We start from the raw sequence: 14,197 nt of genomic DNA, 5'->3' as shown, positions 1-14,197 counted from the left end.
AGGCAGCGAGACACAAACGGCGGACTGCTTCACCGAGTTCCTAATGCATCAACCCCAGACTGATATCAACACAGTACCAAGACGGACACAGTGGCTCAAGGGACAGCGTAACGGGACTAAAGGCACTGGGAAACCCTTGCCGCGGCTGGCAGTCTGAACGGGCGGAATAACGCGGCGTCCCCGGGATACGAGGAGATGACCCAACGTGCGAATCGGACTGATCGCTCCGCCCTGGCTGCACGTGCCCCCGCCCCGCTACGGCGGCACCGAAGTGGTGGTGGACGGGCTGGCCCGCGGCCTCGTTGCTGCCGGTCACGACGTGCTGCTGGCCGCCCCGGCAGGAAGCACCTGCCCGGTCCCCCTGGTGCCGGACATGCCTCCGCCCAGCGCCGGCTCGGCCGCCACCTGGTCCGCGGGTGCCGAGCTCTACCACGTGGCCCTTGCCTATGCCGCCCTGGCGGACGTGGATCTGGTCCATGACCACACGGTGGCCGGCCCCTTCTTCCGCTACCGCCCGGCCACGCTGCCGGTGGTCACCACCAACCACGGACCGTTCAGCTCGCAGCTGGGCGACCTCTACCGGCTGATGGGACCGGAGGTGGCGATGGTGGCTATTTCGCATCGCCAGGCCGCGGATGCCGCCGGCGTGCCGATCGCCCGGGTGATCCACCACGGCATCGACGTTGATGCCGTGCCGGTGGGAGACGGCGCCGGCGGCTACGCGGCATTCCTGGGGCGGATGAGCCCGGACAAGGGGCCGCGGGAAGCCATCCTGATTGCGCGGCAGGCGGGCGTCAGGCTTCTGATGTCCGCCCGCATCCAGGGTCCGGAAGAACAGGAGTATTTCGACAGCCAGGTGGCCCCGCTCCTCGGCCCGGAAGTCGAGTTCCTCGGAGAAATCACAGCGGCGGAAAAGTACCAGCTGATGGGCGGCGCCGTGGCGTTCCTCAACCCGATCCAGTGGCCCGAACCTTTCGGGCTGGTGATGATCGAAGCACTGGCAGCCGGCACCCCCGTGGTGGGCACGGGTTCCGGGGCGGCACCGGAAATAGTGGACGACGGCGTCACCGGGTACCTGCGGACCGGCATCGATCAGCTGGCCGGGGCCCTGGCGCTGGCCCCCGGACTGGACCGGGCCGCCTGCCGCCGGGCCGCTGAGCTGCGCTTCAGCGTGGGCCGGATGGTGGCCGATCATGTTTCCCTTTATCAGGAAATATTGGGCACCCTCACGGATCAGTCCCCGGCCTGAACGCCGCCTGCCTGAACGCCGCCGGCCTGATCGTCGCCTGGCTGAAGGTGGCGGAGGAACCAGTCCCTGGCCAGCGCCGCAGCCTCAGACAACGTTCCGGGCTCCTCGAAAAGGTGCGTTGCCCCCGGAACCACGGACAGCTGGCTGGGGCAGCGCAGCAGCGCCTGGGCCCAGCGGTTGAGTTCCAGCACCTCACGGTCCGCCCCGCCCACGATCAGGAGCGTGGGGGCTCGGACGGCGGACAACCGCTGGCCGGCTAGATCCGGACGGCCGCCCCGCGAGACCACGGCATCAATCCGGGCGCCGGGTTCCGCCGCAGCCCACAAAGCAGCACCGGCTCCCGTGCTGGCACCGAAGTACCCGATGCGGCTCCTGGCCGTGTCCGGCCGCCCGGCCAGCCATGCCGTCGCGGCAGTGAGCCGGCCGGCAAGCAGCCCGATGTCGAACACGTTGGCGCGGTTGAGTTCCTCGGCCGGTGTGAGCAGGTCCAGCAGCAGGGTTCCCAGGCCTGCGCGCTGGAGGAAGGACGCCACGAAACGGTTGCGGGGGCTGTGCCTGCTGCTGCCGCTTCCGTGCGCGAACACCACGACGGCGGCCCCCGCCGCCGGCAGGAACAGGTGTCCTTGGAGCTGCGCCTCTCCCGCGTCGATCTGGACGTCCTCATCCACGGCCGTGCCGTTGGCAACGGTCTGGGCACTGTGCAGACGCTTTGCTGCCGCATCGAGCAACAGCACCACTTCGTCGTCGCCGGTGGGCGAAAAGTCACGGTAGTGATAGCCGACGGCGGTGAACTGGCGGGGCGTGGCCAGGCAGACGATTTCATCCGGTTCCGTGAGGTCCGCGAGGGTGTCAGCCGGGGCCACCGGCACGGCCAGAATCACCTTGGCGGCGCCGAGCTGGCGGGCGATGCGGCAGGCAACCCGGGCCGTGGACCCGGTGGCGATTCCGTCGTCGACAATCACGGCGGTGCGGCCCGCCAGGTCGGTGCGGGTCCGCCCTTTCCTGAACCGGGCCACCCGCGACTCGAGCAGGGCGCGCTCCCGTTCCTCCACGGCAGCAAGCTCGGCTTCGGTCACGCGCACATGGGAGATGATGTGCTTGTCCAGCACCCGCGCGCCGCCTTCACCGATGGCTCCCATGGCCAGCTCGGGCTGGAACGGCACTCCCAGCTTCCGCACCACGATCACGTCCAGGGGCGCGTCCAGCGCCGTCGCCACCTCGAACGCCACCGGAACACCGCCCCGGGGCAGCCCAAGGATCACGATGTCCTGCCCGCGAAGGTATCCGAGGCGCTGCCCCAGCCGCCGTCCCGCCTCAACCCTGTCCTCGAAAATGCTCATGGCCAGCCGTTCGCCTCGTGGCTAAAGGCCGCCGTGCCGGTCCGGGCAATCCAGGGGTTTGCGCCCCGGCATGCGGGATGGGACGTCGGCGGCCGCTCTTCTCCAACTATCCGGCAGGTGGCGGCTCGCTGCGAGGGACTTTCGGCCCGGATTCCGGGGCGTTGGCAGCCTCCGGCCACTCCGCGCGGGGCAGGCGCGGCCGCGTTGTCACATGCGTCCGCGGCCCGGCAACAGCTGTATATAATTTCCCGGTACGGTTTAGCAGAGAGCCGTTGGATAGTTCTACGATCCGGCCCTCTGCCTGCCATCTGCGTTGTGACCGACGCGGCCGGCACCTGCGCCGCCGGGTCGTTTTGACCTGAACGAAACGGCAGCAAGAACATCGTGGCCAGCGAGTCGACCGCACACACTGCAACGTCCATCAGCCAGCATCTGCACGAAATGGTGTTGAACAGCTCGGACGTGGAGCAATTCCTTCACGAACTCGCCCGGGTATCCGCGCGCAGCCTTTCCGAACCGGGGGACGCCGTCCTCTGCGGGATTACGCTGCTCCGGCACCGGAAGGCCGCCACAGTGGCCAGCAGCAGCCCGGAAGCCCAGGCGATGGACGAAATCCAGTACGACTTTGGCGACGGCCCGTGCATGACCGCGTCCCGCGACCAGGTGACCGTGCACATCAAGGACCTCCGGGCACATGAACGCTGGCCCAAGTACTCCGACACAGTGCTGGGGCACGGCGTCCGGTCCATCCTCGCCGTGCCGTTCCGGCTCGACGGCGACACCCGCGCGGCCCTGAACCTCTACTCCCACCGGCCCGGCCGGTTCGAAGGCAAGGTCCTGGAACTCGCCGAGGACTTCGTCAGCCAGACGTCCCTGGCCCTCCGGCTGGCGGTGCGGTTCGCCCACTACAGTGAGACGGCGGCCAACCTGAAGGCAACCCTGGAGTCCCGAACCGCGATCGACGTCGCCATCGGCATCATCATGGCCCAGAACCGGTGCAGCCAGGAGGAGGCCTTCGAGCTCCTGAAGGCGGCCTCAAGTGCGCGCAACGTCAAACTGCACGGCGTGGCCGCGGCGATTGTCGATTCCCTCGGCCAGGGCCCGGCCAGGACCCACTTCGAGCTGTAGCCGGCCCCTTACGCCAAAGTAGCCATTGCACACGGCTGTGATGCATGCCATACTTTTCTCGATACGCATCGACGATGCGTATCGACGGCGGCCCTGAAGGGCCCGCAGCCCAGACGGCCGGGAGTTCGGGGCCACATCGCACAGGAGAGGCGGGAAAGCCATGCCAACCAGCAAAGACGTCGCGGAGGCGGCCGGCGTTGCCCAAAGCACCGTCTCCTACGTCCTGAGCGGCAAGCGGCCCATCTCGGAAAAAACCCGTAAGAAGGTCGAGGCTGCAATTGAACAGCTGACCTACCAGCCCAACGCCGGGGCGCGGGCACTCGCCAGCCGCAAGACGCGCGTCATCGGCCTGGTCATCCCCTTCATTCCTGAACTCGAGATGGCCTCGATCATGGAATTCGTTTCCGTGATTGCCTCCACTGCCCGGCAGTACGACCACGACATCCTTCTGGTTACGGAGGACGAAGGCGCCGCCGGGCTCCGCCGCGTGGTGGGCCAGCAGATCTGCGACGGCCTGATCCTCATGCAGGTGGAGGACGAGGACGAACGGCTCCCGGTGGCCCGGACCCTGAACGTCCCGGTGCTGCTGATCGGCATCCCCCGCGATCCGTCCGGACTCGTCTGCATCGACGCGGACTTCGAAATGGCCGGCGAACACTGCGTCCGGGACCTCGCCGCCGCGGGGCATTCCGTCATCTCGATCATCGACTGGCAGCCAGCCGTGGTGAACCGCCACGTGAACTACGTGGACCGGTTCATGGGCGGTGCCGACGCGGCCGCCAGCGCTTTGGGAGTGTCCGTGCAGCACCTGCCCGGCGGCCCGGACCAGGCGACGATTGCTGATTCCGTGGACAAGGCCCTGGCCGCAACCGAGGGCGTACCGGCGTTCATTGCCCCCGACCGCACCATCCAGGACATCCTCCGCCGCGCGCTGGCTTCCCGGGGCCTCACTCCGGGAGTGAACGTCTCCGTCATCGGCAGCGCCACCCCCACCCTTGCCGACCTCCAGCCCATCCCGCTCTCCACCATCGACCTGCGCCCGGCGGAAGTTTCCCGCCGAGCAGTAAAAATCATCTGCCAGCTCCTCGAAGCCGATTCCCAGGGACCACACGAATCCCTGGAGTTGGTACCCACGGTCATCACGCACCGTTCCAGCACGCTCCGTCCACCCCACGGCGCCTAGCACGACCTTTCCCTGCCAACACTTTTTATTTCACCATCGTCGATACGCATCGATGATTCGCTTTTCGGACAATTCGCAAACCCAACAACACAAGGAACAGACAATGAAGTCAGCACTCAGGAACAGCCGTCCCCTGGCCGTGGCCGTGACCGCCCTCGTGGGCCTGCCCATCCTGCTCTCAGGCTGCGGCACCGCCGCGTCGTCCTCCTCGAAGGAGTCCGTTTCAGAGATCTCGGTGATGGACTACTACAACAACGAGCCGGACAAGAGCTTCATCGGCGATGCCCTCACCGCCTGCGGCACCAAGGCCGGTGTCACCATCAAGCGCGAGACGGTGCCCGGCAAATCCCTGATCTCCAAGGTCCTCCAGCAGTCTTCCTCCAAGACGCTGCCCGACGTCCTGATGCTGGATAACCCGGACCTGCAGCAGATTGCGGCCACGGGCGCCCTGGCTCCCCTGGCTGATTTCAACATCAGCACGGCCGACTTCGCCCCCGGCGTCCTCAGCGCCGGCACCTACAAGGACAAGGTCTATGGGCTGGCGCCGACGGTGAACACCATCGCCCTGTTCTACAACAAGGACATCCTGGCCAAGGCCGGCGTCACCCCGCCCAGCACGTGGGACGAACTCAAAGCCGCGGCCACGAAGCTGACCTCCGGCGACCAGTACGGCCTGGCGTTCAACGCCAACCCCACCTACGAAGGCACGTGGCAGTTCCTCCCCGTCATGTGGTCCAACGGCGGCAACGAGAAGAACATCGACACCGAGGAAACCGCACAGGCCCTGCAGCTCTGGACGGACCTGGTGAAGGACGGTTCGGTATCCTCCTCGGCCCTGAACTGGACACAGGCTGACGTCAAGGACCAGTTCCTGGCCGGCAAGGCCGCCATGATGGTCAACGGTCCGTGGCAGATCCCCTCCCTCGATAAGCAGGCCTCTCTGCAGTACGGCGTGGTCAAAATCCCGGTCCGGGAAGCCGGCCAGACCATGGTTGCCCCGCTCGGCGGCGAAGTCTGGACCGTTCCGCAGACAGGAAACAAGGCCCGCCAGGCCAAGGCCGCGGAGGTGGTCGCCTGCCTGAACAGCGACGAAAACCAGCTGGCCATGGCCAAGGTCCGGAACACCATCCCGTCCAAGACCACCCTGGCTGCCACCTTCGCCGAGGAGAACCCCAAACTCGCCACGTTCACCGAACTGGTGAAGACGGCCCGCGCCCGCACCGGCCAGCTCGGCGAGGAATGGCCCGCCCAGGCCACCAAGATCTACACCGCCATCCAGACCGCTCTCACCGGCAAGGCTTCCCCGTCGGACGCCCTGAAGCAAGCGCAGGGACAGTAGGCGGGCATGTCACTGACAACAGATTTGCCGCAATCCACTCCCCCGAGCGGGAAGCCTGGACCGGGAAAGGCCGGGGCCAAGCCAGGCCCGGGCCGGGCCGGCTCCGGGGACGGCGCGGGGGACGCTGTTCCCTCGCCGCGGCGCCGCAGCCGGCAGCGGCGGGAGCGCCTCTTCCAGTGGCTGTTCCTGGTCCCCGCCGTCGTCTACATGGCACTGTTCTTCGGCTACCCCGTAGTCAAGAACGTCGTCATGAGCTTCCAGGACTACACCACCGCCACGTTCTTTACCGGCGAGGCCCCGTGGGTGGGGCTGGCCAACTACGTGACGGTCCTGTCGTCGTCGTTGTTCTCCACTTCCCTGCTCAACACCGCACTGTTCACGGTGGGGTCCATCCTGGGCCAGTTCGTGATCGGGCTGGCACTGGCCATCTTCTTCCAGCGGAAATTCCCGCTCAACGGGATCCTCCGGAGCCTGCTCCTGCTCCCTTGGCTGTTGCCGCTGATTGTCTCCAGCGCCGTGTGGCGCTGGATCCTGGACAAGGATAGCGGTGCGCTGAACCGGTTCCTGGGCGACTTCGGCATTGTGGACACCGGGGTGCCGTGGCTGACCAGCACGTCGCTTGCGCTGATCGCTGTCGTCGGGGTCAACATCTGGATCGGCATTCCGTTCAACCTGACCATCCTTTACGGCGGCCTGCAGGAGATCCCCGACGAGCTGTATGAGGCGGGCTCCCTGGACGGCGCCACGGGCTGGAAAGCGTTCCGGCACATCACCTGGCCCATGCTCCGGCCGGTGGTGAGCGTTGTCCTGGTGCTCGGCGTCGTGTACACGCTCAAGGTCCTGGACATCATCCTGGGCCTGACCAACGGCGGCCCCGCAAACTCGACCCAGACCATCGCAACGCAGTCCTACGCGCTCTCCTTCCAGGAGTTCAAGTTCGGCGAGGGCGCAGCGCTGGGCAACATCCTGGTGATCATTTCGCTGGTGTTCGCGGTCCTGTACCTGCGTGCCAGCCGGCGAGCCGTAGATGAGTGAGGAAACCATGACGACGACCATCACCTCCCGCCGCGGACCCGCCCGCGGTTCGGGCAACGGTACCGGGCGCGGTTCGGGACGCGGTACCGGGCCGGCTGCGGATCGAAAGAACTGGGGTTCCACGGCGCTGGCCATCCTTTTCCTGGCCATCATGCTGTTCCCGGTCTACTGGATGGTGAACGCCTCCCTGCAGCCGAACGGCACCACCCTGGAAACATCCTGGCTGCCGCTGAAACCGGACTTCACCGGTTACGCCACCGCCATCAGCGAGCAGGGCGGCAACCTGGGCACCAGCCTGGTCATTTCGCTCGGCAGCGTGGCGCTGAGCCTGGCCATCGCCGCTCCGGCTGCGTACGCCCTGGCCTACTTCAAGGTCCGCGGCGCCGGCATTGTGCTGTTCGCGATCCTGATCAGCCAGATGATCCCCGGCATCGTGGTGGCCAACGCCCTGTACACCGCCTACAACGACCTGGGCCTGCTCAACTCCATCCCGGGCCTGATCCTGGCGGACTCCGCGCACGGCATCCCGTTCGCCATCCTGATCATCCGGGCCTTCATGAACGGCATGCCGGCGTCGGTGATCGAGGCCGCCCGGGTGGACGGCGCCGGCCACATCCGTGCCTTCTGGTCCATCGTGCTGCCGCTGAGCAGGAACTCGCTCATCACCGCCGGGCTGTTCACGTTCCTGTTCGCCTGGAGCGACTTCCTGTTCGCTCTGACCCTGACCACCACCGAGGCCGTCCGGCCGGTGACGCTGGGCATCTTCCAGTACATCGGCGCCTACGTGAACGACTGGAGTTCGGTGATGGCGACGGCGGTGCTCGCCTCCATCCCGGCCATCATCCTTCTGGTGGCAGCCCAGAAATACATCGCGGCGGGCACAACCGGCGGAGCCGTTAAGTAACAGCGCCGGCAAGTAACGCACCGGTGCAACCACACCCACAACTTCAAGGAGAATCATGTCTGAAACCATCCGCGTCACCGTCTGGAGCGAGAACCGGCACGAAAAGCGCGACGAGAACGTCGCACTGCTCTACCCCGACGGAATGCACGGCGCCGTCAAGTCCGGCATCGAAGAAAACCTCGGCGCCAAGGTAAGCGTCCGCACTGCCACACTGGACGAACCCGAGCACGGCCTCACCGAGGAAGTCCTGGCCAACACCGACGTCCTGACCTGGTGGGGGCACATGTCCCACGGCGACGTCGACGACGAAATCGTGGAGCGCGTGCACCGCCATGTCCTCGCCGGCATGGGCCTGATCGTGCTGCACTCCGGGCACTGGTCGAAGATCTTCACCAAACTGATGGGCACCTCCTGCACACTGCGCTGGCGCTCCGAACAGGACCGCGAACTGGTCTGGACCGTGGACCCCACCCACCCCATCGCCAAAGGCGTGCCGCACCCCATCGTGATCGACCAGCAGGAAATGTACGGCGAATTCTTCGACATCCCCACCCCCGAGGAACTCGTGTTCATCAGCTCCTTCAGCGGCGGCGAGGTCTTCCGCTCCGGCTGCACCTTCCGCCGCGGCCATGGCAAGATCTTCTTCTTCAGCCCCGGCGACCAGGACTACCCCGTCTACCACCACAAGGACGTGCGCCGCGTCATCGCCAATGCCGTTGAGTGGGCGGTCACCGACCGGCCCGAACGTGCCTACCCCGAACTGCTGCGCTACGACACGAACGATTTCTTCAACGGCAAGAGCTACCAGGGGGCCACCGCGTGAGCACCCCCTTCTCCACCATCCCCGACGACGGAACTCCGCTGCGCGTCGTCGTCGTCGGCGCCGGCGGCATGGGCCGCGCCTGGCTTCGGACCGTGGAAGACTCGCCGCTGGTGGAACTGGCCGGCATCGTGGACCTTGACCTTGATGCCGCCCGCGCGGCGGCCGCCGCCATCGGCCGCCCGGACCTTCCTGTCGGCACCGGCACGGCAGCCCTGGCGTCCGACGTCGGCGCCCGGGCGGTCATCAACGTCACCGTCCCTGCCGCGCACCATCCGGTGACCACCGAGGCGCTGGCCGCCGGACTGCCAGTCTTGGGCGAAAAGCCTGTGGCCTCCACGGTGGTGCAGGGCCTGTCCCTCGCCGCCGCCGCGGAACTCTCCGGACAGCTGTTTATGGTCAGCCAGTCCCGGCGCTACAACCGGCACCTGTTCGAGGCGAAGCGGCTTTCCTCTTCCCTGGGCTCCGTCGGGATCGTGTCGGCAGAGTTTTTCAAGGCCCCGCACTTCGGCGGCTTCCGTGACGCCATGGACCACCCGCTCCTGTTGGACATGGCCATCCACCAGTTCGACATGGCCCGGTTCCTGCTCGATGCCGACCCGGTTTCAGTGTTCTGCGAGGAGTACAACCCGGCCTGGAGCTGGTACCGCGGTGACGCCGGGGCCAGTGCCATCTTCGAGATGACCGGCGGCGAGCGCTTCGTATTCACCGGCAGCTGGTGCAGCCCCGGACATGAGACGTCCTGGAACGCTTCGTGGCGGATCAGCGGCGGGAACGGCACCGTGCTGTGGGACGGCGACAACGAGCCCACGATCGAGTCCACCGGGGCGGCAGCCGGCTCCCCGGCTGGAAGCCCCGATCCCGGGCAGGAAATTGCCGGCTCGCTGCGGGACTTCGTAGCAGCGCTCCGGACCGGCAGCACACCCATGGGGCAGGTCCACCGGAACATCATGAGCCTGGCGATGGTGGAGGCTGCAGTGCACAGCGCTTCAACCGGTACCCGGGTGGCCGTGGATGCCCTACTGGAGGAGTCCTACCGCGAGGCTATCCTTGCCGAGCGCGATCCGGGCGTGCTGGAGGTCCTGAAGTCCTGGCCTTCGGTCCGGGCCGCGTTGTCCGCTCCTTAGAAAGCGCGCTAGAACATCGGCAGCAGGAAGCCGATAACCAGGGCGGCCGCCCCGATGCCGCTGAGGATCCAGCCCAGGACCCCGGCTGCCTCGCCGCGCACTTCCGGCGCACTGGTCCGCCAGCGGGTGGGCGTCTTCACCGCGTAGTGGATGGTGACGGCGTCCCCCGGGGCCATGTGCCTGATGTCATGCGGGGACATGGGCGCATTGTGGACCTGGTGATGGTGGTCATACCAGCGGAAACCCACGCCGCTCTCATCGGAATATACGACGCCCTCGGACTTGGCCCACTGATCCTCGAACCGCCTCATCGTTTCCACGGCCACCAGGAGGATCAGGCCGGCGGGCAGGCAAATCCAGGTCAGCACTTCCAGGATGGGACCTGCAATGTCGAGAACTCCGGGCATGGTCATGATGGTACCGTTCCCGCGCATTTGCGGGCCACCTCAGCTGGCCGCCCCCAGGGCCAACGGGGAGGCTGACGTGCCACACTAAGGACCAGGAACGGCGCATGCCCAAGGGGGCAACACATGGTGACGCGGCAACGCACGCACTGGCTTGGCAGGGAAAGCTGGCGCGGTAACGGCCTGTCCAGTGAAGACGTCTCCGAACGTGTCCGGGGCGGGTTGACCAACCTGGTCTCCGACGCATCCAGCCGCAGCCTGTGGGACATCCTCCGCGCCAACGTCCTGACCCTCTTCAATGCCATTGTGGCCGGCAGCTTCGTGCTGCTCCTGGCGCTGGGGCAGTGGCAGGATGCCCTCTTTGGCTTCGCCGCCGTCGGCAACGCCGTCATCGGGGTGGTCCAGGAACACCGGGCCAAGAGATCACTGGACCGTCTTGCGGTGTTGAACTCCCCGCACGCACGGGTTCTGCGGGACGGTGCCATTCAAGACATTCCCACGGCCGAGGTGGTCCTGGATGACGTCATCCTGCTCTTCGCAGGCGACCAGGTACCCGCGGACGCCGCGGTCTACGACGCCCGCGGGCTGGAAATCGACGAATCCCTGCTCTCCGGCGAATCGAACCCCGTAGACAAGGCACCGGGATCCGAGGTGCTGGCCGGGTCCACCGTTGTGGGCGGACAGGGCCGGGCCCAGGTCATCCGGGTAGGGGACGACTCCTTCGCCGGCAAGCTCACAGTGGCGGCCAAGCGTTTTTCCCTGGTCCATTCGGAAATCCGCACCGGCTTGAACAGGGTCCTGCGCTGGATCACGTGGGGCCTCATCCCCGTCATGGCCATCGTTGTCAACGGCGAGATGCAGGCCCAGGGAGGCTGGGACCAGGCGCTGGCCACGGGCACCTGGAAGACCGCGGCAGTCGGCGCCGTGGCAAGTGTGATCGCCATGGTTCCGCTGGGCCTGGTGCTCATGGCCAGCGTGGCTTTTGCCCTGGGCGGGCTGCGGCTCGCCCGGGACAAGGTCCTCATCCAGGAACTCGCCGCTGTGGAAGGGCTGGCCCGGGTGGACATGCTTTGCCTGGACAAGACCGGCACGCTCACTGAAGGAAAGATCACTTTCGACGGCGCGCACGGCGTCGGCACCACTCCGGCGCAGGGGTGGGAGGAGGCCCTGGGCTGGCTGGGGGCCGACCCCAACGCAAACGCCACCGCCCGCTGCCTCGCCGCCGTCTACAAGTACGACGGCGGCCTCCGCCCCGCATCTTCCGTCCCCTTCGCGTCGTCGCGGAAATGGAGCGCGGTCAGCTTCACCGAGGGATCGGCGCCCGGTTCCTGGGTGCTGGGCGCACCGGAACTGGTGCTCGAGGCCACCACCCCGGCAAACGTCCCCGTCCTGGCCTCGGCAGCGGCGCTGGCATCGTCCGGTCTCCGCGCCCTGGTCCTGGCCCACGCCGTGAGTCCCATGGCCGCCGGGGAAACTGAGGATGCAACCTTGCCGTCGGCTCTGGTGCCGGCAGCGCTACTGACATTCCGCGAAAGAATACGGCCCGACGCCGCCACCACCCTCGCCTACTTCCGGGAGCAGGGAGTGGACCTCCGCGTCATTTCCGGTGACGATCCGCGGACCGTGGCGGCTGTTGCCCGCGCCGTGGGCCTGGACTCCGCCAGAGGCTACGATGCCCGCGAGCTGCCCGAAGATCCCGAGCTCATGGCGGACGTCCTGCAGAACCACAAGGTCTTCGGCCGCGTCACACCTGCCCAAAAGAAGGCCATGGTCGCTGCCCTGCGCAGCCGCGGCCACGTGGTGGCCATGACCGGGGACGGAGTAAATGATGCCCTGGCACTGAAAGAGGCGGACATCGGGATTGCCATGGGCTCCGCCGCGACCGCCACCAAGGCCGTCTCCCGGCTGGTGCTGCTGGACAGCCGCTTCGACCGGCTCCCCGGCGTCGTGGCAGAGGGAAGGCGGGTGATCGCCAACATCGAGCGCGTCTCCATGCTGTTCCTCGCCAAGACAGCGTACGCCGTCGCCCTTTCGGTGGTCTTCGGCGGGCTGCTGTGGGGCTTTCCGTTCCTGCCGCGGCAGCTCTCCGCCACCGACGGGCTCACCATTGGCATCCCCGCCTTCTTCCTCGCCCTCATGCCCAATGCCCGGCTCTACAGGCCAGGCTTCCTCAAACGCTCCCTGGCTTTTGCCGTCCCGGCAGGGCTCATCATCACCGCCGCGGTCCTGGCACTGAATGCCTTCGCGGCGATTGCCGGCGGGTACGGGGAGGACTCCGTGCGAACAGGGTCGGTCATGGTGCTCGCCCTCGTGGCGCTCTGGGTGCTTGTGGTGCTCTCCCGGCCCCTGAACCGCTGGCGGCTCCTGATCGTCATCGCAATGTATGCCGGCCTGCTCCTGCTGCTCACCGTTCCGGCCGCCGCAGACTTTTTCAGCTTGGCCTGGCCGCCACGCCCGCTTCTCAATGCCGCCCTGCTGGCGGCGCTAGGCGGGTGTGCCGCCATCGAACTCTTGTTCCGGTTCCGCCGCCGCAGCGTCTGACGCTCCGGCGGAAGACCGTGGACGCCGGGGCACCATCACCGACGAGTAATCGCAGCGCCACGGCCGGGACCTTCGCCCCTTCCTTTTCCGAGCATCCGGAACCACTCTGGTCACATGGCAGCCTGCCCCGGGGGAACCGACACCGGCGGGCAATGATCGGTACAGGCGGCGAGAGCCATGGACGAGCCAGTGGTGCACATCAGCGGTTTCCGGATGGACTTCGCGGACACCACCGTGGTCCGCGACCTGTCCTTCGACGTGCGGGCCGGTGAGACGTTCGGGTTCCTGGGCAGCAACGGCTCTGGCAAGACCACCACCATCCGCGCACTCCTGGGCCTGTACGAGCCCACGGCCGGCGTCCTCCACATCAACGGGCGGCCCTTCAAGCCCGAGCACGGCAGCAGGCTGGGCTACCTTCCGGAGGAGCGCGGGCTCTACAAGAAGGAAAAGGTCATGGACGTCATGACCTACTTCGGCCGGCTCAAGGGAATGGACCGGCACTCTGCGCGGCAATGGTCACTGGCCTACCTGGACCGCGTGGACCTGTCCGGGAAGGCCGCCACCCAGGTGGACAAGCTCTCCAGCGGCGAGCAGCAGAAGGTCCAGCTCGGCGTCACCATCATGAACCGTCCGGAACTCCTCATCCTGGACGAACCCACCAAGGGGTTCGACCCCGTGAACAGGCGCCTCCTGATGGACATCATCGCGGAGCAGAAGAACGACGGTGCCACGGTGGTGATGGTGACCCACCAGATGGAGGAAGTGGAGCGGCTGTGCGACCGCATCATCCTGCTCAAGGACGGCACGTCCGAGGCCTACGGCACCATCGATGAGGTCCAGAACAAATACGGCGGGAGGGTGGTCCGCATCCGGCACACCGGGCCCATCCCGCCGTCGCCGCACTATGAGGTGACGCTGGAGGAAACCAACTACGCGGAGCTCTCCATCACGGACGACACCGACGAAGCGGCCATCCTGCGCGAACTCATGGACGCCGGCATGGTCATCCGCAGTTTCACCACCACGAAGATCTCGATGGAGGACATCTTCATCCGCGTGTACGGGGAACACAACGAGTCCCCGTCCCCCGCCCCCGGGCGTCTGGCCGCAACACGGGGTGCGTAGCC

12 protein-coding genes are annotated in these 14,197 nt (G+C 66.8%); 10 read left to right on the top strand and 2 right to left on the bottom strand.

The features are described 5' to 3' along the window. Positions 1-205: 205 nt before the first annotated feature. Positions 206-1,249 carry a glycosyltransferase family 4 protein gene (locus PV761_RS12555; RefSeq protein WP_347897159.1) on the top strand — a complete coding sequence of 348 codons (1,044 nt, stop codon included), beginning with the start codon at positions 206-208 and terminating at the stop codon, positions 1,247-1,249. Here PV761_RS12555 and PV761_RS12550 read toward each other — a convergent pair. Then, complete coding sequence (locus tag PV761_RS12550; RefSeq protein ID WP_347897157.1) at positions 1,234-2,589, bottom strand: phosphoribosyltransferase family protein; 1,356 nt, start codon at positions 2,587-2,589, stop codon at positions 1,234-1,236. The genes PV761_RS12555 and PV761_RS12550 overlap by 16 nt on opposite strands. A gap of 384 nt (positions 2,590-2,973) precedes the next feature. Here PV761_RS12550 and PV761_RS12545 point away from each other — a divergent pair, with 384 nt between their 5' ends. The 7 genes from PV761_RS12545 to PV761_RS12515 all read left to right on the top strand — a co-directional run bounded on the left by PV761_RS12545 (position 2,974) and on the right by PV761_RS12515 (position 10,125). Further along, complete coding sequence (locus tag PV761_RS12545) at positions 2,974-3,717, top strand: GAF and ANTAR domain-containing protein (RefSeq protein ID WP_347897155.1); 744 nt, start codon at positions 2,974-2,976, stop codon at positions 3,715-3,717. Positions 3,718-3,877: 160 nt separating this feature from the next. Beyond that, a complete protein-coding gene (locus tag PV761_RS12540) occupies positions 3,878-4,900 on the top strand; it encodes a LacI family DNA-binding transcriptional regulator (protein WP_347897153.1) in 1,023 nt (340 codons plus the stop codon). 103 nt (positions 4,901-5,003) lie between these two features. Further along, a complete protein-coding gene (locus PV761_RS12535; RefSeq protein ID WP_347897151.1) occupies positions 5,004-6,239 on the top strand; it encodes an extracellular solute-binding protein in 1,236 nt (411 codons plus the stop codon). 6 nt (positions 6,240-6,245) lie between these two features. Beyond that, a complete protein-coding gene (locus tag PV761_RS12530; RefSeq protein ID WP_347897149.1) occupies positions 6,246-7,274 on the top strand; it encodes a sugar ABC transporter permease in 1,029 nt (342 codons plus the stop codon). 151 nt (positions 7,275-7,425) lie between these two features. Continuing rightward, entirely contained in the window at positions 7,426-8,178 is a 753-nt protein-coding gene (locus PV761_RS12525) for a carbohydrate ABC transporter permease (protein ID WP_232223667.1), read from the top strand. Between the two features lie 55 nt (positions 8,179-8,233). Further along, on the top strand, positions 8,234-9,001 hold the full coding sequence (locus PV761_RS12520; protein ID WP_347897147.1) for a ThuA domain-containing protein: 768 nt from the start codon (positions 8,234-8,236) through the stop codon (positions 8,999-9,001). Next, positions 8,998-10,125 (top strand): Gfo/Idh/MocA family oxidoreductase, encoded by a 1,128-nt coding sequence (locus tag PV761_RS12515; protein WP_347897145.1) that lies wholly within the window; start codon positions 8,998-9,000, stop codon positions 10,123-10,125. The genes PV761_RS12520 and PV761_RS12515 overlap by 4 nt, the downstream gene beginning before the upstream one ends. 8 nt (positions 10,126-10,133) lie before the next feature. On the opposite strand, the gene PV761_RS12510 is transcribed toward PV761_RS12515, so the two are convergent. Beyond that, on the bottom strand, positions 10,134-10,559 hold the full coding sequence (locus tag PV761_RS12510; RefSeq protein ID WP_081818889.1) for a hypothetical protein: 426 nt from the start codon (positions 10,557-10,559) through the stop codon (positions 10,134-10,136). A gap of 96 nt (positions 10,560-10,655) precedes the next feature. Here PV761_RS12510 and PV761_RS12505 point away from each other — a divergent pair, with 96 nt between their 5' ends. Together PV761_RS12505 and PV761_RS12500 are read left to right on the top strand one after the other, a co-directional pair. Beyond that, positions 10,656-13,070 (top strand): HAD-IC family P-type ATPase, encoded by a 2,415-nt coding sequence (locus PV761_RS12505; RefSeq protein ID WP_347897143.1) that lies wholly within the window; start codon positions 10,656-10,658, stop codon positions 13,068-13,070. Between the two features lie 177 nt (positions 13,071-13,247). Beyond that, entirely contained in the window at positions 13,248-14,195 is a 948-nt protein-coding gene (locus PV761_RS12500) for an ATP-binding cassette domain-containing protein (RefSeq protein ID WP_028271198.1), read from the top strand. Positions 14,196-14,197 lie beyond the last annotated feature (2 nt).

The sequence above is a fragment of the Arthrobacter sp. CC3 genome (genome assembly GCF_039907775.1).
In the GTDB taxonomy this organism is placed as follows: domain Bacteria; phylum Actinomycetota; class Actinomycetes; order Actinomycetales; family Micrococcaceae; genus Arthrobacter.
This window is presented reverse-complemented; position numbering and strand designations above follow the sequence as displayed.

Excerpts from the sequence above, each read along its gene's own strand:
- PV761_RS12550 (WP_347897157.1), bottom strand. The coding sequence starts at position 2,589 with ATGAGCATTTTCGAGGACAGGGTTGAGGCGGGACGGCGGCTGGGGCAG.
- PV761_RS12540 (WP_347897153.1), top strand. The coding sequence starts at position 3,878 with ATGCCAACCAGCAAAGACGTCGCGGAGGCGGCCGGCGTTGCCCAAAGC.
- PV761_RS12535 (WP_347897151.1), top strand. The coding sequence starts at position 5,004 with ATGAAGTCAGCACTCAGGAACAGCCGTCCCCTGGCCGTGGCCGTGACC.
- PV761_RS12530 (WP_347897149.1), top strand. The coding sequence starts at position 6,246 with ATGTCACTGACAACAGATTTGCCGCAATCCACTCCCCCGAGCGGGAAG.
- PV761_RS12525 (WP_232223667.1), top strand. The coding sequence starts at position 7,426 with ATGCTGTTCCCGGTCTACTGGATGGTGAACGCCTCCCTGCAGCCGAAC.
- PV761_RS12520 (WP_347897147.1), top strand. The coding sequence starts at position 8,234 with ATGTCTGAAACCATCCGCGTCACCGTCTGGAGCGAGAACCGGCACGAA.
- PV761_RS12510 (WP_081818889.1), bottom strand. The coding sequence starts at position 10,559 with ATGCGCGGGAACGGTACCATCATGACCATGCCCGGAGTTCTCGACATT.
- PV761_RS12505 (WP_347897143.1), top strand. The coding sequence starts at position 10,656 with ATGGTGACGCGGCAACGCACGCACTGGCTTGGCAGGGAAAGCTGGCGC.
- PV761_RS12500 (WP_028271198.1), top strand. The coding sequence starts at position 13,248 with ATGGACGAGCCAGTGGTGCACATCAGCGGTTTCCGGATGGACTTCGCG.